Here is a 20,853-nt window from a genome sequence, read left to right on the forward strand (position 1 = left end):
GATAATTTATTTAGTTGAGAACATTTTCTAATTTTCTCATTGACCAATTTTCTAATTTAAATATTAAGATATTTGTCTAAATAATCAGAGCGTTCTTTTAAGCTGTTAATATAAGTGTCTTCTTGGTGTTCTGAGATTATTTCATAACCATATCTTCTGTAAGTTTGAATTATCTCATTCATTGCACCTAATCCTATTTTTATGGTAATTTGAACATTTTCTAAATCAGCTTCAGAGACAAAGCATCCTAGTATTTTTCCGTTATTGCTTTCAACGATTTGTGTTACCTCACTCATCGAATAGTCTAAAAGACCTTTTTGAACAATAATAATTCCGCCTTGCTCTTTTATAAAAGGAGTTTCTTGAAAGAACTTCATAATGTCCTCTATCTCATAATAGCCTACATAAGAGTTGTTTTCGTCAAGAACAGGAATTGTATTGGTGTGGTTTTTTGCAAAAACTTCTAAAACATCCAGCCAAATCATTGATTTTCTAGCAAAAAAACGTTCTAAAGTATATTTGTAATCAATTATTTTTTTATCTGAATCAAAAGTTTCAACATCATCAGAAGAAATACTTCCAATGAAAATTCCTTCCTCCAAAACAGGGAAATGAGAAAAATTTACCTCGGCAAAAAAGTCTTGAACCGATGCTATAGTTTCCTGACCATCAATTGGTCCGAAATCATTGGTGATATAGTTTGTAATTTCTGTCATAAATCAATTGGAGATATTTCATGCAAAATAATCAAAAAATACCAAAAACTGCTGCGTTTTACTTTGTATTTTTGTCGTAACAAATATAGTGTTACTAGAATTAATTATCTATTTATATGACAAAGTTAAGTGTAAATATCAATAAAATCGCAACGCTTAGAAATGCACGCGGTGGAAATGTTCCTGATTTATTAAAAGTTGCTGTCGATATACAACGTTTTGGAGGACAAGGAATCACGATTCATCCACGTCCAGACGAACGACATATTCGGTATCAAGATGCGCGCGATTTAAAAGCAATTGTTACTACGGAATATAATATTGAAGGAAATCCGCAGCATAATTTTATTGATTTAGTTCTTGAATGCAAGCCTGATCAAGTTACATTAGTTCCAGATGCGATTGGTGCCATTACCTCTTCGGCAGGTTGGGATACAATAGCAAATCAATCTTATTTAACAGAAGTTATTCAAGAGTTCCAACGAAACGGAATTAGGACTTCTATTTTTGTAGATCCGGTTTTGGAGGTTATTGAAGGAGCGAAAAAAACAGGAACAGATCGAATTGAATTGTACACTGAAGCTTTTGCACATCAATATGATTTGGGGAATAAAAACGGAATAGATCCTTATGTTGAAGCTGCAAAATTGGCAAATGAATTAGGTTTAGGAATAAATGCCGGACATGATTTGAGTTTAGATAATATTCAGTTTTTCAAACAAAACATTCCAGGATTATTAGAGGTTTCTATTGGTCATGCTTTGATTTCAGAAGCGCTTTATCTTGGTTTAGATAATGTTGTAAATATGTATTTGAATAAATTGAAATAAGTTTCCTAAAAGATTCTTAGAAAGGATAAATAAATATTTAATGTAAAAATAAATGTTATACTCAAAAATAGAAGGCGAAGGAAAACCATTTATTATCATGCATGGATTTCTTGGTATGTCTGACAATTGGAAAACACTTGCAGGACAATATGTAGAAGCAGGATTTCAGGTTCATATTTTAGATTTACGAAATCATGGGCGCAGTTTTCATTCTGATGAATGGAGTTATGAAGCAATGGTTCAGGATGTGTTTGAATATTGTAAGGTAAATAATCTAACTAGAATTGATATTCTTGGGCATTCAATGGGCGGGAAAGTAGCTATGCTTTTTGCGACAACGCACCCTGAAATTGTAGATAAATTAATCGTTGCAGATATTGGTCCTAAATTCTATAAACAGCATCATCAAGATATTTTGGCAGGGTTGAACGCGGTTGATTTTTCTGTAAAGCCAAGTCGAAATGATGTTGAGGAAATAGTAGCGCAGTACGTGCCTGACTTTGGAACTCGTCAGTTTTTATTAAAAAATTTATATTGGAAAGAACCTGGTCAGTTAGCATTTAGATTTAATCTCGCTGTTTTTAATAATAATTTGGATGCAATTGGAAAACCGCTGGCAGATAATTTGGTTTTTGATAAGCCGACATTATTTATAAGAGGCGGAAATTCAGGTTATATTCAGGATTCAGATCTTGAAGATATTCGAAAACATTTTCCTAATTTAAAATTAGAAACCATTCCAAATGCAGGGCATTGGCTTCATGCTGAAAATCCAAAAATGTTTTTTGAATTGACAACAACGTTTTTAAAAGAGTAATTTTTTTGATAAAAAAAGTATTACTTTTATTAAAATTTAAAAAGAAAAAGATATGAAATTATTACTTAGACTTCTTATTACGGCTGCTTTAGTTTTGTTAATTGCTAACTTTCTTACAGGAGTGCATGTGGCCAGTTTTACTACGGCAATTATCGTTGCAGTGGTTTTAGGATTATTGAATCTTTTTATAAAACCAATATTGGTTATTTTGACATTGCCGGTAACAGTGGTTACATTGGGATTGTTTTTATTGGTTATTAATGCTGTCATCATTTTGTTGTGCACTAATATTGTAGGAGGATTTGCAGTTGATTCATTATGGACAGCTTTATTGTTTAGTGTTATATTATCTATTCTGCAATCTATTACATATAAAATAGTAGGAGACGATAAATAACAAGGTATTAAAGTGACTTAAAAACCGCTTCAAATACAATATATTAAAAACTTGGTTGGGTTGCAAAAATTTTATAATTTTGCAACCCAATTTTATTATGTAAATTAAAGAAGAAGATGGATATTAAAAGAGTAGCAATAGACGCTGTGAATGAAACGATTGTATTAAACGTTGTTCACATGGATTATAAAGGTCAAGTAGCAAAAAGAATAAACGAAAAAATGCCATTGGCTACCGTGAAAGGTTTTAGAAAAGGACAAGTTCCTAAAGACCTTGTTGAAAAACAATACGGAAAAGCGATCAAGCAAGAAGAAGTTAAAAAAGTAGTTGATTTAGCTTTAGAGCGTTTTGTTCAATCTGAAAGATTAAATCTTTTAGGAACTCCTCTTGCTAAAGAAAACGAAAACTTTGATTGGGATGCTGAAGAACTAACTTTCGAATATGAAATTGGTTTAGTTCCTAATTTCGAAATTGATTTAGAAGCAAAAAATAATATCGTAAAATATATCGTAACGGCTGATGATAAATTAATCGACGGTCAAGTAGAGCGTATCCAAAAACAATTCGGAAAAGCAATCCCGCAAGAAGTGGTGTCTGCAGATTCTGATTTAACTGGAACTTTCTCAAACGAAGAAAAAGGTATCAACAATACAACTACAATTTCATTATCTACTTTCAATAAAGCTGCTGGAGATAAATTCATCGGTAAAAAAGTTGGAGATGTTGTTGCAGTAAGCACAAAAGGTTTATTTGAAGATGATCACCAATTAATGGATTACTTAAAAGTATCTCATGATGATGTTCACGGTTTAGATATCGAAGTAAACTTTGCTATTGAAGCAATCAACGGAGCTGAATTAGCTGAATTAAACCAAGAGTTATTTGATAAACTTTTTGGAGAAGGAAAAGTAGCTTCTTTAGAAGATTTAAAATCTAAAATTAAAGAAGACGCTGAAGCTCAATTTGCACAACAAGCAGATCAAAAATTATTATTAGACGTTCAAGATTTCTTGATCGAAAGCACAAAATTTGATTTACCAGCTGAATTCCTTAAAAAATGGTTACAAACTGTTGGAGAGAAAAAACTTTCTGCAGAAGAAGCTGAAGTTGAATACGCAAGATCTGAAAAAGGTTTACGTTTTCAATTAATCGAAGGAAAAGCTATGGCACAAAGTAATATCCAAATTACATTTGATGATTTGAAAGCTTTTACAACAGGCGCTATCAAACAACAAATGGCTCAATTTGGTCAAACTAACCCAACTGACGAAGAAGTTCAAGGAATTGTAGCAAGAGTTTTATCTAACCAAGAAGAGGTGAAAAGACTTTCTGAGCAAGTTGTAGCAGAGAAATTGTTAGAATTGTTTAAAGAAAAAGCAAATCCAACAACTAAAGAAGTAACTTACGAAGAATTTATTGCTGCTTCTTACGGAGAATAAATTTTAGTCTGAAAGTCGAGAGTTGTAAAGTCAAAAGTTAAGAAGCAGACTTCATTAACTTGATTTTAAAAATTAAGATTTTATTACAGAAACTGAAAGATAAAAATAATTATATTTGAACGTCAATGGAAGTTTTTCTTCTATTGACGTTCTTTTTTTGTTTCAGGTTTCAGTTGGTGAACGTTTCTTAGAAAAAAACTTAGAATCTTAGCAGCTTGGAATCTTAGTATCTTAAAAAAGAAGACAAATTGACATCCTTTAGAAAGAGGTACAACCTTTGATAAAAGAATATATATATTAAATAAAGTAAAACTTAGAACAGATACATATGAACTACGGTAAAGAATTCAAAAAATTTGCTACAAAGCATCAAGGAGTAAACGCGATGTACTATGACAAAATCATAGCAGCGATGAATCCAACTAATATGACTCCATATATTATCGAAGAACGTCAGTTGAATATTTCTCAATTAGATGTGTTTTCAAGATTGATGATGGATAGAATTATTTTTTTAGGAACAGGTATCGATGATCAAATTGCAAACATCGTTCAAGCTCAATTATTATTTTTAGAAAGTGCTGATGCTTCAAAAGATATTCAAATTTACTTAAACTCTCCGGGAGGAAGCGTTTATGCAGGATTAGGAATTTACGATACAATGCAATACATCAAGCCAGACGTAGCAACAATTTGTACAGGAATGGCAGCTTCTATGGGAGCAGTTTTATTATGCGCAGGAGCGGCAGGAAAACGTTCAGCTTTACCACATTCAAGAGTTATGATTCACCAGCCGTCAGGAGGAGCACAAGGAGTTGCAACTGATATGGAAATCAACTTACGCGAAATGTTGAAATTGAAAGATGAATTATACAATATCATCTCGCAGCATTCAGGACAAACTTTTGACAAAGTGCACAAAGACAGTGAGCGTGATTACTGGATGATTGCTGACGAAGCAAAAGAATACGGAATGATTGATGAAGTATTAAGAAGAGGATAATTTTTTTAAAGGTTGAAAGTTGCAGGAACGAATGTTCTAAGATTGACATGAAACCTGAAACAAAATTAAACTTGAAACAAAAAATAAAGATTAAGCTGTAAAGGAGTTAAGTTTTTAAGTTTTAAATTAAAAAGCTTAGAAACTTAGTATCTTTGCAGCTTAGTAACTTAAATAAAGAATGGCAAAAGTAGTATTAGAATGTTCGTTTTGTGGAAGAAAAAAGCCAGAAACTAATTTATTAATCGCGGGTATCAATGCACATATCTGTGATAAGTGTATTGAACAAGCACACGGAATTGTATTAGAAGAATTAAAATCAAGCGGAAGCTCAAAACTTGTAGGTGACTTAATTTTAAAGAAACCAAAAGAAATTAGAGCTTTCTTAGATCAATACGTTATCGGACAAGACCAGACTAAAAAAGTAATGTCGGTTGCAGTTTACAATCATTACAAACGTTTAATGCAGCAGCAATTAGACGACGAAGTAGAGATTGAAAAAAGTAACATTATCATGGTTGGTCAAACCGGAACAGGAAAAACATTGGTTGCTAAAACAATCGCAAAAATGTTAGACGTTCCTTTGGCTATTGTTGATGCAACTGTATTAACAGAAGCAGGTTATGTAGGAGAAGATGTTGAAAGTATTTTGACACGTCTACTACAAGCTGCAGATTATGATGTAACCAAAGCTGAAAGAGGAATTGTATTTATTGATGAAATTGATAAAATTGCACGTAAGAGCGATAATCCATCAATAACGCGTGACGTTTCTGGAGAAGGTGTTCAGCAGGCATTATTAAAATTATTAGAAGGAACAGTTGTAAACGTACCACCAAAAGGAGGACGTAAACACCCAGATCAAAAATTTGTTGAGGTAAATACTCAAAACATCTTATTTATTGCTGGTGGTGCTTTTGATGGAGTGGAGCGTATTATTTCAAAACGTTTAAACCGTCAAGCAGTTGGATATTCAACTTCTAAAAATGTTGATAATATTGACAAAGACAATTTACTGCAATATATTATTCCTAAAGATATTAAAGATTTTGGATTGATTCCAGAGATTATTGGTCGTTTGCCAGTTCTAACACATATGGATCCGTTAGATCGCGAAACACTTCGTGCGATTTTAACACAGCCTAAAAATGCACTAGTAAAACAATATCAGAAATTATTTTTAATGGATGAGGTTGAATTTACCATTACAGATGAAGCATTAGATTTTATTGTTGATAAAGCATTAGAGTATAAATTAGGAGCTCGTGGATTACGTTCGCTTTGCGAAGCAATCTTAACAGATGCAATGTACGAACTGCCTAGTTCAGATGATAAAGTTTTATCTATTGATAAAGATTATGCAGAGCATACTTTAAGTAAAAACTTATTGAAGCGTATGGAAATTGCTTCTTAAATCTTGATATTACTTTGTCAAAGTTCAAAACTTTGACAAAGTTTCTTTCATAAACCTGTTCATTTAATTGAGCAGGTTTTTTTTATGCTTTTTTAGAATTTCAACCCATTTTCGGGTAATTTAAATAAATTCGTACAAATTAATTTATTGTAAGAATTTATTCTATATATTTGATTTGTAGTTTTAATCTTAAATATTATAAATTATGAAGCAAAAAATTCAAAAAATTATTATTTTAAGTACTGTAATGATAATTTCAGTCACTTTTTTGAGGTGTCAAAAAGATGAGGATTTATTAAGTCCAGAAATTAAGAATGTTTCACTTGCCAAAGAATGGTTTAAAAAATATGAAGGAAATGGAGATAATCTTGATTTGTTTAAAAATTTAAATTACGAATGGGAAAATGCCGAGATTAAAGAAACCAAAGATGGTGCTCAATTAATTGTCGTTCCAATTGCAGAAGCAAAAAAAGACGAAAGCGAAACTTGGGAACAAAGGCTTTACATTTATAAATTAAATAGGAATGGGTATAAAGCACTCTTATATGAGTTTTATCCTGATAAAGATACTGAAGATATTGTAAGTGTAGAATCAAATGGTTTTAACGGATATATTGCTGCTTGGGATCTAAAATCAGGTTTTATAAAATCTGCAAAGTTTATAAATGATGTAGCTGTAGAAAATGGAGAAGTAGAAGTTTTATCTAAAGATAAAGTAAATATAAAAAATATTACTGCTAAAGTACCTCAGGAATCGGATGATGGTAATTCATCTTTGCCTGTAACTTCTGGTATACAAGTATATTTAAGACCAGTAGTGGTTCAGAACAATTACATAGATGCACAGTATTACACACCAAGAGGGAAAGATATTACAGGAGGGAGTTCAGCAGATTATACTTCTGGTTATGTAGGCGACGGTGGTACAGGTGGAAATGCAAGTGGAAATCCAATTATGCCTCCTCCTCCAAAATTACCTATAAGTGATATTAAAAAGTTCTTAAGTTGCTTAAATACAGCAACAAGTGCAAATTTAACCGTTTATGCAGAAAAAACTAATTTAGCAAAGGTTAATGTAGGTCATGCTTTTATATCTATTTCGCAAGGTAATAATGTAATGATTTATGGATTTTATCCAGAAAACGGATATGATAAATCATTTTCTGGACCAGGAATAATGGGTGAAAATGGGGAGCATGCTTATGATGTATCAGGAAATATAGGACAAATTACTCCACAGCAATTACAGAAAATTATATCTTTGTCAGAAAAATATCAAAATAGTTGGTACGATTTAGATGCTAATAATTGTTCAGATTTTACAGCTGATGTATTGAATATTGTGGGAGTTGCAAGTAATAATTCGTTCGAGACACCTGGTACAGTTGCGAACACATTACAAAAAGTGCCAAATCATACTTCTAATCCAAGTTATGCACCAAAAACGAAAAGAACATGTCCATAATAAAAATTCTAAAAATAGTAGCAATAATTTCATTTTTAATGCTACCAGGGCTTAGTGAAAATGGAATTCCATATTTTGCCTTTTTATTATTCTGCTTACGTCAATTTATTACTAGTCTATCTGGTAATTCAGATTCGATATTTTGGCAAGGATTTCTTGTTTTGCCTATATTGGCAACTTTAATTGTTTTTCTTATTAGCAAAGTCAATAAAATTTTGTCTTTTTGCTTTTTAGGTTTATTAATAACACAGATACCTAGTTTAATAACTAATTATAAAAGAATCGATTTTTTGTTTTTATTTCTTTTTTTGACTTTTATAATATCGTCAATTTGTGTAATTGTGTTAATAAAAAAGAAACGGAGGTGAAATATTCATTTTTATGATTATTGAAAAGCATGGAAATTGCTTCTTATCTCAAATAACTTTGTCAAAGTTTACTTTTAAACCTGTTCATTAAATTGAGCAGGTTTTTTTAAAAAATTTTCTATTGCACCCTAAACTTCTCTCGATATTCAATAGGTTTCATTCCGACCATTTTATAAAATACTTTTCTAAAAGCTTTCGGGTCATTATATCCCGTTTTTTCAATAATCTCTGAAATAGAAAGCTGCGTTTGCTCCAGATATTTTTTAGAACTCTCGACTCTAATATTTTGCAGATATTCAATTGGCGGAATCCCGGTAACTTGTTTAAAACGACGCGTCATGTTTCTGGCACTGGTGGGAATGTCTTTTGTGATTTCTTCCAGTTTTTCTATGCTGTGGTATTGGCTTTCAATTTTATGCTGTAACATAGCAACCAAAGTATCATTATGCAGATGATTTGGCCTAAAAGTGCTGAAATAACTTTGTTTGTATCGATTTAAATCAATAGAGAAAATCTTGGCAATTTGTACTGCAATTTCATTGCCGCAATATTTTTGAACCAAAAGAATCAACAAATGAAATGTTGAGGTCGAGCCGCCGCTTGTATACAAACTGCCATCAGCAGTTAAAGTTTCTTCTGGTTTTAGTTTTACCATCGGAAAAGCTTTTGTAAAAGCACTGCAGGCATCAACATGAGTAGTAGCCAGTTTTTCGTTTAATAATCCTGATGCAGCAAACAAAAATGCTCCTGTGCAAAAGCTTGCCAGTTCAGCTCCAGATTGGTGCTGTTTTTTTAACCATGGAATAAAGTTTTTATTCTTCGCGATCATTCCGCTCATATCATCAGTAGTGAAAGCAGGAATCAAAATCAAATCCAAAACTTTGTTTGAAGTTTCAATAGAGTTGGTTTCATATCCAAATAAAGATTCCTCATTAATTTGTTCTACTGATTGAAAAACCATAATATTAAATGGTTTTTCAGGTTCTTTACTTAATTTATTAGCTGTTTCAAATACTTCTAAAATGGCAGCAATACTCAACAATTTATACTCGTGAGGGACGATTAAACCTACTCTTGTGCTCATGATTCTGTGGTTTTTTGGAAGATTAATGATGTAACAAATGTAAGTAAAATGTCTCAAATGCCCCTAAAGTTGACTTTTATTGTATCCTAAAGCCGATAGTAATATTCTAAATTTGCTTTAAATAATTTGTAACTTTAGATATTATGGAGACAAAAATTTATATAAATCTTGCTGTAAAAGATTTAAAAAGAGCAATTTCATTTTTTAATAAATTGGGATTTTCTACCAATTTGAAATTTACAAATGAAAAGGGAGCCTGTATTATTATTGGTAAAAACATAAATGTAATGCTTTTGCTTGAAGAGTTTTATAAAACGTTTACCGATAAAGAGATTTGTGATTCAAATACAACCAGCGAAGTCCTTATTTCTATTTCTGTTGAAACACGTAAAGAGGTCGACGAAATAATAGACAAGGCAGTCAAAGCAGGAGGAACAGATTATCAAAAAGCAAACGATTATGGATGGATGTATCAAAGAACTTTTTTAGATTTAGACGGACATCATTGGGAAGTTTTCTTTATGGATGAAACTCAAATTCCAGAGCAGATGTAATTTTTAAAAGAAAAAAAATGATTACAGTTCAAAATACAATTAATGCATCTATAGAGAAAGTATGGGATTTTTGGATTTCTCCAAAACACATACAAAACTGGAATTATGCTTTTGACGACTGGCATACGCCTCAAGCAGAAAATGATTTACAGGTAAAAGGTAAATTTAAATACGTAATGGAGACCAAAGATAAAAGCGCAGGTTTCGATTTTGAAGGTGAGTATATCAAAATAGAAAAATTTAGATTAATAGAATATAAGCTTTTAGATAACAGAACAGGAAGCGTTCATTTTGAAGATTATGGCAGCAAGGTAAAAGTAACAGAAGTATTTGAACCCACAAAAGATGATTCTGAAAGCATGCAGAAACAATGGTGTCAGGCTGTAATTAACAATTTTAAAAAATACGTAGAAAATATTGAATAACAATAATTTTAAAAAAAAATATAAACAATGATAACAGTACAAAATACAGTCAATGCATCAATAAGTAAAGTTTGGGATTTTTGGACCTTACCGGAACATATCACAAAATGGAGTTTTGCCTCTCCAGATTGGCACACACCTTATGCCGAAAATGATTTGCAAGAAGGAGGAAAGTTCAAATCGACTATGGCCGCAAAAGATGGCAGTATGAGTTTTGATTTTGAAGGTGAATACACACTGGTGCAGCCAAATGAAAATATTGAATACATAATGGCCGACGGCAGAAAGGTTGAAATTACTTTTAAGGAAACGGAAAATGGAGTAGAAATAATTGAAAGTTTTGACCCAGAAACTCAAAATCCTGAAGAAATGCAGCGCGGCGGCTGGCAGGCCATTTTGGATAACTTTAAAAGATATGTAGAGAATAATTAATTCTTTTAGAGAACAAAGTTGCAAAGAAGCAAAGGTTCAAAGGGAAAAACTTAGCGTCTTAGAACCTTAGCACTTTAAAAAATAAGTTTAACGAAAAACATCAAAAAATGACAAAGCAAATATGGCTGAATCTGCCAGTGAAAGAGGTGGCGGTTTCAAAAGCTTTTTTTTCGAAAATAGGATTCTCTTTTAATGAAGAACATGATACGCCAAGTTCAACCTGTATGGTCGTTGGTGAAGGGAAATTTGTGGTAATGCTTTTTGAAGAATCACTTTTTGCGAGTTTTTCTCAAAACAATTTAACCGATACAAAATTAAGCTCTGAAGTTTTGATTTCGATTGATGCAGAAAGCAAAGAAGAAGTCGATGAACTAGCTCAAAAAGTGCAAGATGCCGGCGGTACTATTTTTGCTCCACCTGCTGAAAGTCAAGGTTGGATGTATGGCTTCGGTTTTGCTGATACAGACGGTCATCGATGGAATGTTTTATTTATGGATTTTGCTAAATTATCTTAATTATGGAAACCTTAGAATTTAAAATACGAATTAAAGCTCCGGCCGAAAAAGTTTGGAGTGTTTTATGGGATGAGGAAACGTATAAAAAATGGACTAGTGTTTTTTGCGAAGGATCTCATACTATAAGCGACTGGAACGAGGGTGATAAAATACATTTTATGTCACCAAACGGAGAAGGAATGTATAGTATAATCGAAACAAAAACACCAAACGAATATATGGCTTTTAAGCATATAGGCGAAATAAAAGATTTTAAAGAACAGCCTCTCAACGAAGAAACAAAAAAATGGAGCGGGGCAATGGAAACTTACAGATTAATTCGAGATGATGAATTTACAGATTTGATTGCACAAGTCGATTCGGGCGAAAAATTTGTCGATTATTTTAAAGAAGTTTTTCCAAAAGGTTTAGAAGTAGTTAAAGAAATTTCGGAGATGTAAATTACAATAACAAAATCAATTAGAACAAAGAATAGTAACAAACAAAAAACAAAAAATCATGACAACAGTAAATCCTTATTTAGTTTTTAATGGAAATTGCGAAGAAGCATTTCTACATTACAAATCCGTATTTGGCGGAGAATTTCCATATATTGGAAAATTTAAAGACATGCCCGCTGCTGAAGATGGAGGCTGTACTCAAGTTTCAGAAAAAGAAGCCAACCGTATCATGCACGTTTCACTGCCTATTGGGAATACCATCTTAATGGGAAGCGACAGCACCGAACAATCAGGCGATGTGAAATTTGGAGGAAATTTTTCTGTTTCGGTTAATGTCGAAAGTACAGAAGAAGCAGACCGAATTTTTAACGGACTTTCAGAAGGCGGGAACGTTTTTATGCCAATGGATAAAACATTTTGGGGCGCTTATTTTGGAATGTTCACGGACAAATTTGGCATTAACTGGATGGTAAATTTTGATCAAACTCCAAAATAATTTTTATCACTGTGAATTCACGAATTGTGTAAGCATAGTGCTTAAAAAAATATGAATTCGAAGCTGAAAAAAAATCAAATTTAAATTTTGTTACGTTATTTTAATAGCGGAACATAATTGTTAAATTACTCAAAAAAGCACATTATTATGTGCTTTTTTGCTGTAAAAAAATAACTGTTATTCTTTTTTATCATCAAGAGATTGTCGATTTTTGTCGCTTCGTAAAATCAATTCAGATAACATGGCAATAGAGAATAAAGAAATTATTTTATTAAAAGTTTCAGGACATGATAAACCAGGAGTTACAGCTGGTTTAACAGCGGTATTAGCGGCTTATGATGCTGTTATTCTTGATATTGGACAAGCCGATATTCATGACACGCTTTCTTTAGGAATTTTGTTTGAGATCGAAGCAGGTTCTACTTCTGGTCCAGTTTTGAAAGATTTGCTGTTTAAAGCTTATGAATTAGAAGTGAAAGTAAAGTTTATTCCAATTTCCCTTGAAGATTACGAAAAGTGGGTAAAAACACAATCTAAACAGCGTTATATCATTAATATTTTAGGAGAAAAATTGGCTGCGTCGCAATTAGCTGCCGTAGCAAAACTTTTGTCCGATCAAAATTTAAATATCGTTTCTATAATAAGATTAACAGGAAGAACTTCTGTTGTTGAAAAAGAAGAATATCCAAGATCTTGTATACAATTATCACTAACAGGAGATATTGTAGATAAGATTGCCATGACAGCAAGTTTCATGGAAATTTCCAGAACCTTAAACGTAGATATTTCTTTTCAAGAAGATAATATTTACAGACGAAACCGTCGTTTAGTGTGCTTTGATATGGATTCAACTTTAATTCAAACTGAAGTTATAGATGAACTGGCAGAGTTGAATGGAGTGGGGCCTCAAGTAAGAGCAATCACAGAATCGGCAATGAACGGAGAAATTGATTTCAACGAAAGTTTTAAACAACGTATGGCTTTGTTAGAAGGTTTGAGCGAAGAAGTTTTGCATAATGTTGCCGTAAATTTACCAATTACACAAGGAGCGCATCGTTTGATGAAAGCCCTAAAATATTACGGTTATAAAACCGCAATTCTTTCTGGAGGATTTACGTATTTTGGAGATTATCTTCAAAAAGAACTTGGAATCGATTATGTGCATGCGAATCAATTAGAGATTAAAGACGGAAAATTAACCGGTAAATATTTAGGTGATATTGTAGATGGACAAAAGAAAGCTGAACATCTAAAAGCTATCGCCGAAAAAGAAGGAATTCACATCAACCAAACTATTGCTGTGGGTGACGGAGCAAACGATTTGCCAATGCTGAACTTAGCTGGTTTAGGAATCGCTTTCCACGCAAAGCCAAAAGTAAAAGAAAGCGCTTCAACATCAATTTCAAGTTTAGGACTTGACGGAGTTCTGTATCTTTTAGGATATCATGACCGCTATATTGATATGATGTAAATAAAACAGTTTGTCATTTCGACGTAAGGAGAAATCACAATCGAAACTCCATAAAGTGAATCGTCAATCTTTGTCGATTATTGTGTGTGATTTCTCCTTACGTCGAAATGACATTCAGAACTTAATAAAAAAATAAAGCCTTAGTTTTTATAGAAAAGCTGAGGTTTTTTTATGGGCATGTCCCTCTGGCACGGATAGTCCTCATGCGACTTAGTGGAATTAATCTTTAAGAGAAAAGACAAGTTTTAAAAAGCATTTTTTATTATCCATTGCCTCCTGCTTTAGCTGGAGTAATATTGATTGAATAGATTTTTGGCTTTAGCCAAATTAATTAGGCATGTAGAATTTGGCTAAAGCCAAGAAAAGATGCATTTATACCACTAGCTAAAGCTAGTGGCTATGGAAAAATAGATATTAAAATTCGTGCTAATTAGTGAAATTAGTGGCAAGTCTTAAATCCTACATCTCCTTCAACTGCTCCAAATAATCTCTCTGATTTGAAAGTCTAGGAATCTTATGCTGTCCGCCAAGTTTATCACGTTCCTTTAACCAGTCATAGAATAAGTTTTCGCGAGCTACATTAATTACCAAAGGATTTAGTGTCATATTGTTGTAGCGTTTCGCTTCGTAATCAGAGTTTAAAGTTTGCAGCGTTTCATCCAGTACTTTTTGGAAAAGACCAACATCGGCAGGTTTTTTCTTGAATTCGATCATCCATTCGTGTGCGCCTTTTTCTTTGTCTTGCATAAAAATAGGAGCAACCGTATAATCGATAACTTCCGTATGTGTAATTTGACAGGCTTTTGCAATGGCTTGATCTGTGTTTTCGACCATTAATTCTTCTCCAAAAACATTAATATGATGTTTTGTTCTTCCCGTAACCCTTATTCTGTATGGATTTAAAGAAGTAAAACGAACGGTATCGCCAATTAGATAGCGCCATAAGCCAGAATTGGTTGTAATAACAATAGCGTAGTTTTTATTCAATTCTACATCAGCTAAACGAACTACCTTTTGATTTGGAGTTCCAAAAGTTTCCATTGGAATAAATTCATAGAAAATTCCGTAATCGAGCATCAATAATAAATCGCTGGAATTGTTTAAATCCTGAATCGCAAAAAAGCCTTCAGAAGCATTGTAAATCTCGTAATATTTAAAATCTTTACTCGGTAAAATTTTCTTGTATTGTTCTCTGTAAGGAGAGAAACTCACACCTCCGTGAAAATAAACCTCAAGATTCGGCCAAAGTTCTAATAAACTTTGCTTGCCTGTATTTTCTAAAACTTTGTTCATTAAAACCAGCATCCAGGAAGGAACTCCTGCAAAACTAGTTACATTTTCGTTTTTTGTTTCATTTATAATCGCAGCAATTTTAGTTTCCCATTCGCTCATTAACGAAGTTTTACTGCTTGGCGTACTGCTGAATTCTGCCCAAATTGGCATGTTTTCGATCAAAATTGCCGATAAATCGCCAAAGAAAGTATTGTTGTTTTCATATATTTGAGAACTTCCGCCTAAGCGAAGACTCTTTCCAAGAAACAATTCAGAATCCTCATTATTGTTCAAATACAAACAAAGTAAATCCTTGCTGCCTTTATAATGACAATCTTCTAAAGCTTCGTTACTAACAGGGATAAATTTACTTTTGGCGTTCGTAGTACCGCTCGATTTGGCGAACCATTTAATCGGTGACTCCCAAAAAACACCTTGTTCACCCTGACGCGTGCGTTCAATCAGAGGCTGCAGTTCTTCGTAACTTGAAATAGGAACCCTTTCAGCAAAAGTTTGATAAGAATTTATAGATGCAAAGTCATACTGTCTTCCTACGACTGTGTTTTCTGATGCTGTCAATAAATTATGCAAGAGTTCTTCTTGAACTTCATTTGGATATTTTAGAAAAAGTTCTATTTGATGTATCCTTTGTTTCAGGACCCAAGAAGCGAAAGAATTTATAATGGATAAGGGCATGAGTGAATTTTAGATTTTAGATGTTAGTCTTTACAGATTGACGTAAAAAACACGAAACTTAAAATTTGAATATCGACAGACAAATATTAACTTTGCCGTTGTATCAAAAATAGTGTTTTTTTGCAAAAAACAATTCTATTTAAGGCAAAGATTCTACTTCAAAAGCCGAACTTCTCAGAACTGAATCTAAAATTTTTAAATCAGCAATCTAAAACCTAAAATTAAATGCAATATCAAGGCGTACTTACAAAAATGCAGACTGAACTAGGAAACCCAATTCAATATTATTTGGTTTTTGAGGACAGTTTTATCAACGTTAATCAGTTATTGAATAAAGAGATTGAGATTAATTTTGCAGGTTACGAGTGTTTGAATTGCCATAAAAAGAAAAAAATCTACAGACAAGGTTTTTGTTACGAGTGTTTTTATTCAAGTCCAGCTGTGGGCGACTGGATCATGAGACCAGAATTGAGTACGGCACATTTAGGAGTTGCTGATCGAGATTTAGAATATGAACAAAAAGTACAATTGCAGCCACATATTGTTTATCTGGCATTGTCAAGTGAGATAAAAGTAGGAGTAACGCGTAAAACGCAAGTTCCGACACGATGGATTGATCAAGGCGCGACGCAGGCAATTACAATTGTTGAAGTTCCAAATCGTTATTTGGCTGGAATTACTGAGGTTGCATTAAAAGATCATTATGCCGATAAAACGAATTGGAGAAAGATGCTGCAGAGTACTGCGGAATCTTGTGATTTGATTCTTGAAAAAGCAAAAGTAGAAAACCTAATCCCTGCTGAGGTTAAAGACTACTTCTACAGTGAGAAAAACGATGTATACGAGTTAAACTATCCCGTTTTGAATTACCCATCAAAAGTTGCAAGTTTGAATTTGGATAAAACACCTTCATTTCAAGGAAAACTAATTGGAATTAAAGGTCAATATTTAATTTTCGAAAACGGAACGGTCTTTAATATTCGCGGTTCTGAAGGATATGTAGTCAATATAAACGTCTAGGGAATTTACCTGTCTGTCGATTTTTGTGTCGTAACTATCTAGTATTTTGTTGTTTATGAAATTATTATTGTATTTTTATGTCTCTTTCCAAAGACATAAAGATGCAAATATTGATACATTTGGTTACAATTTTGTAATAAATGCTTATTGAAAGAATTTATTTTTAGAAAAATAAAGAACCTAGATTTGGAAACAAGTCATTAGAGGTTTTATTCTAAAATTAATACGATTTAATAATTCATAAATTATTCGATACAGATGAGTGTTTTAACAAAAGTAAATCAATACAGGCGCAGTATAATGCGTGGTCTGACTAAGAATATTGGAAAACCAAAGGAAGATCCCGGTTTTGTTTTAGTAGACAAAATGGAGATAAAAAGGGTTTTAGTCTGCAGACCAAATGCCAGATTAGGAAACCTTTTACTGATTACTCCTCTCGTTCAGGAAGTAAGGGAAATGTTTCCAAATTGTAAAGTCGATTTGTTTGTTAAGGGAACTTTAGCTCCGGTAATTTTTGAGAATTACGACTGTATCGATAAAGTTATTGATTTACCCAAAAAGCCATTCAAAAGTTTATTGAAATATCTAAATGTTTGGATTTCGATAAAAAGACGAAAATATGATATTGCGATCAACGTCGATCAAAATTCTTCTTCAGGACGTTTAGCGGTCCAGTTCTCAAATGCTAAGTACAAATTCTTTGGAGATTTATTAGAAGAATCTCAACTTGTAAAAAGCGACTACAATCATATTGCAAAATATCCAGTTTATAATTTCCGATACTATCTAACAAAACTAGGATTTGCAAAAAGTAACAAAATCATAGCTCCAATAGATCTCAAATTATCTTCTTCTGAAATTGCTGAAGGCAAAGAAATTTTAAATGATCTAGTTTCTAATGCCAAAAGAACAATTTGCATTTTTACTTATGCAACTGGTGCAAAATGTTTGTCAGTAGAGTGGTGGGAATCTTTTTATTCGCAGCTTGCTACAGAATATAAAAACTACAATATTGTTGAAATTTTACCCGTAGAAAATGTTTCGCAGATTGATTTTAAAGCGCCGACATTTTATAGTAAAGATATTCGCGAAATAGGTTCAGTTATTGCAAATGCAGATTTATTTATTGGTGCTGACAGTGGAATTATGCATTTAGCAAGTGCCGTTCAAACACCTACAATTGGTTTATTCTCTGTTTCAAACATACAAAAATACGAGCCTTATGATAATTGCAGCGTAGGGATAGACGTTAATTTGTATTCTAAAAAGGACTATATAAAAACCATTAATTCAATTCTAAACAATGGTAAATTAAATATCTTTTCGAAAGCTATTTAAATGTAAAAGAAAAAAGAAAGGCATCCGTTTAACAGGATGCCTTTTTTTATTTAATTCTTCTTCTTAAATAATCCATTCAATAAATCACTTGCTTTTTTAGTAACCTCTTGCGTTTTTTGTTCTTTTTCAGTTTTCGCTGCCTGCGTCGTATCTTTTGCTTTAGTATTTTTATTGATTAAATCAGTCAAAGCTGCAGTACCCTTTTGCGTCAGCTTTTCTTTTTGCTGATTGGCTACTTGTGTGGCTAAACTAGAAACTGCAGTTTTCATATCCGTACTAATTTTTGGATTAGAAAAATTACCAGTAATTATAGCATTTATTGGTATGTTTTGCAGTTTTGCAGCGTCAGCAGGAGACATTTTAGCAATAAAAGCGTTTGCTTCATTTCCTAAATATTTAGCAGGAACATCAAGTTTTAAATTGTAGTTCATCGTTTGATCAAAACCATGAGTTCCGCCAACCGTAATTTTTATGTCTTGATATTTAATATCAAATGGTTTTACGTTTACTTTTCCATTATCAAAAGTCAAAGCCGCTTTAATATCATTCAAATTGACTTTATTCATGTCAATAAATTTGATATTCGAACCTAAAGCATTCAATAAAGTAGAGTTTTTAGAGTTTACAGTAGTCGAAAGCAGCTGCCCTAATAAATCTCCTGAAATTGATTTTAAATCTGGAGTAAGTTCATTTGCATCAAGATTACCGTTTAGTTTTACAGTCGAATTTAGCTTACCATTTATAATTCCAGCAATTGGAGCAATTTTTTTCATCATGTCTAATTGCGTAAAAGTCTGCGCAATATCAACTTGGTTAAAACCTAAATTCATATCAAATGTTGGAACTTTGGTTTTAGTTGAAACTGCACCAGTCAAGCCAATTGTTCCTCCAAAAATTGATGTTTTAAAGTTTTCCAGTAAAGCTTTTTCATCTTTGATGATTAATTTTCCAGAAACATCTTTAAGCTTCAAATTGTCGTATAAAACAGTTGTTGCTTTTGCATTTAATGTACAGTTTAAAAAAGCTGGAATTTTCATTGCTTCAGCTGGTTTTGCGGCAGTTTTTGTTTCTGTCTTGGTTTCTGCTTTTGCAGGTTCGCCGGCAGTCATAAAATCATCAACAGCCAGTTGATTTGAACTCATATTGAAGTTTCCTCTTAATTCCTGTTTTTTGAACATAAAACCGTAGAAATTTTCCAGAACACCATTTATAGCAAGATCACTTTTTCCGGTTGTCGCATTAAATTGTTTCAAGTTAATTGTACTTGGATTGAATTCAACCAATGCCGTGCTGATGTTCATCGATTTATTGTTTTCATCAGTATATTTAAATCCTGATAAACTCATTGTTCCAGCATTTTTAATGTTTTGATATTGGCTTTTTTCTACAGAAGCCATATCAAATTGTGTAGTAACATCAGCTTTTAAAATACCTGCCAATGGTTTATCCATTTTAATAGGATATGCTTTTGACAGATTAGCCAAGTTGATTGTTCCTTTTAAAGCCGCATTAACAAAAGGATTTACAGTAATGTTTCTGATATTTGCTTTAGCATTAAAAACATCCTGATCGATTCTAAACGAAAGTTTGTCTAGATTAACATAAGTATCATTTAAAATCCCAGTTTCATTTATAATTTTAGTGTCGATTACAATATTTTGAACTGATTTTGGCAAGTTCGGATATTGAAATGAAGCATTATTTGACGCAATCGCAATATTAAATTTTGGTACAGTAGTATCTGTTAATTGCCCTTTTGCAAAACCTGCAACTGTAAAGTCTCCAGTTGTTTTTACGCCATCAAGACTTGACGAATAGCCTGACGGGATTAAACCTAAGAAATTAGTAAATGATGAGGTTGGCGTTTTAAATTTTAAATCATAAATCTGTCCCGCTTCAACCATTTGTATAAAGCCGTCAAACTCTAATGGCAATTGATTAATTAAAGCTTTGTTTTCTTTAAAAGTGTATTTGCTTTGATCTAAATCAATTCCTAAAACTGCATCTAAAGTCAATTTTACATTTTTCATGTAATTGATTTTATCCATATCTAAAGATACTTTAGCAGTTGATTTTGTTGTTAAATCCAATTTTGAATTGGTAAAATCTCCTGTTCCTTCATGGTTTAAACTATCAATAGCCATTTTTATTTTTGATCCTTGATCAATGTATCTAAACGTGAAGTTTTCGATTTTATAATTTTGAATTTTTAACGAAAGTGGTTTGCTTGCATTATCCTTAGCCGTATCTTTTTTGTCTTTCAAAGCAATATCAAAGTTTCCTACACCGTCTTTATTAAAGATAATATTTACTAAACCATTTTCAGAAGTAATTCCCTGAATGTTCAACGGTTCATCTTTTCCTTTAAAAAGTTCTTTAATACTCATTTTTAAATTCAACTCGCCTAACGAAACAAGTGTATCACCTTCAAAAGGAGCTTTGTTAATGATTACTAGTTTTTCAATTCCTACCGCTGCATTTGGAAAGTTTTTAAACAAACTTAAATCAGCATCGGCAAAACTTACTTTAGCATCTACACTTTCATTTATAGCATCGGCAATTTTTGCTTTGATTTGGTCTTTAAAGAAATAAGGAATGGCGAATAATGCGGCAACAAAAACCACAATTACAATGGCACTTATTTTTAGAATTTTCTTTAACATA

Annotated in this window: 20 protein-coding genes; 16 read left to right on the forward strand and 4 right to left on the reverse strand. The window is 32.4% G+C overall.

The genetic code is table 11. The features are described from left to right. Window positions 1-56 precede the first annotated feature (56 nt). On the reverse strand, window positions 57-716 hold the full coding sequence (locus tag BOW57_RS14110) for a CBS domain-containing protein (RefSeq protein ID WP_089054468.1): 660 nt from the start codon (window positions 714-716) through the stop codon (window positions 57-59). Between the two features lie 116 nt (window positions 717-832). Here BOW57_RS14110 and BOW57_RS14115 point away from each other — a divergent pair, with 116 nt between their 5' ends. The 7 genes from BOW57_RS14115 (at window position 833) to BOW57_RS14145 (ending at window position 8,078) form a co-directional block, all read left to right on the forward strand. Further along, complete coding sequence (locus BOW57_RS14115; protein ID WP_129055132.1) at window positions 833-1,546, forward strand: pyridoxine 5'-phosphate synthase; 714 nt, start codon at window positions 833-835, stop codon at window positions 1,544-1,546. Window positions 1,547-1,598: 52 nt separating this feature from the next. Further along, a complete protein-coding gene (locus BOW57_RS14120) occupies window positions 1,599-2,363 on the forward strand; it encodes an alpha/beta fold hydrolase (RefSeq protein ID WP_129055134.1) in 765 nt (254 codons plus the stop codon). Window positions 2,364-2,415: 52 nt separating this feature from the next. Next, entirely contained in the window at window positions 2,416-2,760 is a 345-nt protein-coding gene (locus tag BOW57_RS14125) for a phage holin family protein (protein WP_129055136.1), read from the forward strand. 116 nt (window positions 2,761-2,876) lie between these two features. Next, window positions 2,877-4,199: a trigger factor gene (locus BOW57_RS14130; protein ID WP_129055138.1), complete on the forward strand. Its 1,323-nt coding sequence runs from the start codon at window positions 2,877-2,879 to the stop codon at window positions 4,197-4,199. A gap of 328 nt (window positions 4,200-4,527) precedes the next feature. Further along, window positions 4,528-5,202, forward strand: coding sequence for an ATP-dependent Clp endopeptidase proteolytic subunit ClpP (gene clpP / locus BOW57_RS14135; RefSeq protein ID WP_089054473.1), 675 nt, complete (start codon window positions 4,528-4,530; stop codon window positions 5,200-5,202). Between the two features lie 178 nt (window positions 5,203-5,380). Beyond that, entirely contained in the window at window positions 5,381-6,613 is a 1,233-nt protein-coding gene (gene clpX, locus BOW57_RS14140) for an ATP-dependent Clp protease ATP-binding subunit ClpX (RefSeq protein ID WP_089054474.1), read from the forward strand. Between the two features lie 205 nt (window positions 6,614-6,818). Beyond that, on the forward strand, window positions 6,819-8,078 hold the full coding sequence (locus tag BOW57_RS14145; protein WP_129055140.1) for a hypothetical protein: 1,260 nt from the start codon (window positions 6,819-6,821) through the stop codon (window positions 8,076-8,078). Window positions 8,079-8,564: 486 nt separating this feature from the next. Here BOW57_RS14145 and BOW57_RS14150 read toward each other — a convergent pair whose 3' ends face one another. Beyond that, the gene (locus tag BOW57_RS14150) at window positions 8,565-9,530 is read right to left on the reverse strand and encodes a GlxA family transcriptional regulator (protein WP_089054477.1); all 966 of its coding nucleotides are present in this window, start codon (window positions 9,528-9,530) and stop codon (window positions 8,565-8,567) included. Between the two features lie 143 nt (window positions 9,531-9,673). Between BOW57_RS14150 and BOW57_RS14155 the strand changes: the two genes are divergently transcribed. From BOW57_RS14155 to serB, 7 genes are all read left to right on the forward strand, one after another. Beyond that, window positions 9,674-10,084, forward strand: a complete 411-nt coding sequence (locus BOW57_RS14155) for a VOC family protein (RefSeq protein ID WP_129055142.1) — start codon at window positions 9,674-9,676, stop codon at window positions 10,082-10,084. A 17-nt stretch (window positions 10,085-10,101) separates the two neighbouring features. Beyond that, window positions 10,102-10,509, forward strand: coding sequence for an SRPBCC domain-containing protein (locus BOW57_RS14160; protein WP_129055144.1), 408 nt, complete (start codon window positions 10,102-10,104; stop codon window positions 10,507-10,509). Window positions 10,510-10,536: 27 nt separating this feature from the next. After that, a complete protein-coding gene (locus BOW57_RS14165) occupies window positions 10,537-10,941 on the forward strand; it encodes an SRPBCC family protein (RefSeq protein WP_129055146.1) in 405 nt (134 codons plus the stop codon). Window positions 10,942-11,048: 107 nt separating this feature from the next. Then, window positions 11,049-11,456, forward strand: a complete 408-nt coding sequence (locus tag BOW57_RS14170; RefSeq protein WP_089054480.1) for a VOC family protein — start codon at window positions 11,049-11,051, stop codon at window positions 11,454-11,456. A gap of 2 nt (window positions 11,457-11,458) precedes the next feature. After that, window positions 11,459-11,896 (forward strand): SRPBCC domain-containing protein, encoded by a 438-nt coding sequence (locus BOW57_RS14175; protein ID WP_129055148.1) that lies wholly within the window; start codon window positions 11,459-11,461, stop codon window positions 11,894-11,896. A 58-nt stretch (window positions 11,897-11,954) separates the two neighbouring features. After that, the gene (locus tag BOW57_RS14180; protein ID WP_129055150.1) at window positions 11,955-12,392 is read left to right on the forward strand and encodes a VOC family protein; all 438 of its coding nucleotides are present in this window, start codon (window positions 11,955-11,957) and stop codon (window positions 12,390-12,392) included. A 241-nt stretch (window positions 12,393-12,633) separates the two neighbouring features. Beyond that, entirely contained in the window at window positions 12,634-13,863 is a 1,230-nt protein-coding gene (gene serB / locus BOW57_RS14185; protein WP_129055152.1) for a phosphoserine phosphatase SerB, read from the forward strand. A 459-nt stretch (window positions 13,864-14,322) separates the two neighbouring features. On the opposite strand, the gene BOW57_RS14190 is transcribed toward serB, so the two are convergent. Then, window positions 14,323-15,831, reverse strand: coding sequence for a GH3 auxin-responsive promoter family protein (locus BOW57_RS14190; RefSeq protein WP_089054484.1), 1,509 nt, complete (start codon window positions 15,829-15,831; stop codon window positions 14,323-14,325). A 225-nt stretch (window positions 15,832-16,056) separates the two neighbouring features. Between BOW57_RS14190 and BOW57_RS14195 the strand changes: the two genes are divergently transcribed. Together BOW57_RS14195 and BOW57_RS14200 are read left to right on the forward strand one after the other, a co-directional pair. Beyond that, a complete protein-coding gene (locus BOW57_RS14195) occupies window positions 16,057-16,851 on the forward strand; it encodes a DUF2797 domain-containing protein (RefSeq protein ID WP_129055154.1) in 795 nt (264 codons plus the stop codon). A 258-nt stretch (window positions 16,852-17,109) separates the two neighbouring features. Next, entirely contained in the window at window positions 17,110-18,189 is a 1,080-nt protein-coding gene (locus tag BOW57_RS14200; protein WP_129055156.1) for a glycosyltransferase family 9 protein, read from the forward strand. Window positions 18,190-18,239: 50 nt separating this feature from the next. On the opposite strand, the gene BOW57_RS14205 is transcribed toward BOW57_RS14200, so the two are convergent. Continuing rightward, window positions 18,240-20,852 carry an AsmA-like C-terminal region-containing protein gene (locus BOW57_RS14205; RefSeq protein ID WP_129055158.1) on the reverse strand — a complete coding sequence of 871 codons (2,613 nt, stop codon included), beginning with the start codon at window positions 20,850-20,852 and terminating at the stop codon, window positions 18,240-18,242. Window position 20,853: the final 1 nt, after the last annotated feature.

It is taken from the genome of Flavobacterium sp. YO64 (assembly GCF_004119505.1).
GTDB classification, from domain to species: Bacteria; Bacteroidota; Bacteroidia; order Flavobacteriales; family Flavobacteriaceae; genus Flavobacterium; species Flavobacterium oncorhynchi.